Below are 237 nucleotides of genomic sequence, written 5' to 3' on the forward strand. Positions count from 1 at the left end.
GTCAACTTCTTCAACGAGAATGACGGCGCGTCAGAGTTCGCAGTCTACGTCAACGGCGTCGAGGTCGAGACATGGACCGGCGCAGGTGGCTCCAGTGGATGGGTCATCGACACGCACGCCTTCCAGCTCGACCTCAACACGGGCGACGTGATCACGATCGAAGGCTCCAAGAATGCCGGTGAATATGCACGTATAGACACCATAACCGTAACCGATGCGTCCTTGCTGCCGCCTCCG

At 58.6% G+C, this 237-nt stretch carries 1 protein-coding gene; it reads left to right on the forward strand.

Going from position 1 to position 237, the window contains the following annotated elements:
* Positions 1–237, forward strand: a 237-nt coding sequence (locus L53_RS17135; protein ID WP_034814473.1) for a hypothetical protein, incomplete at both ends; no start/stop codon positions are given.

Origin of the sequence: Hyphomonas sp. L-53-1-40 (genome assembly GCF_000682775.1) — a bacterium.
GTDB lineage: Bacteria > Pseudomonadota > Alphaproteobacteria > Caulobacterales > Hyphomonadaceae > Hyphomonas.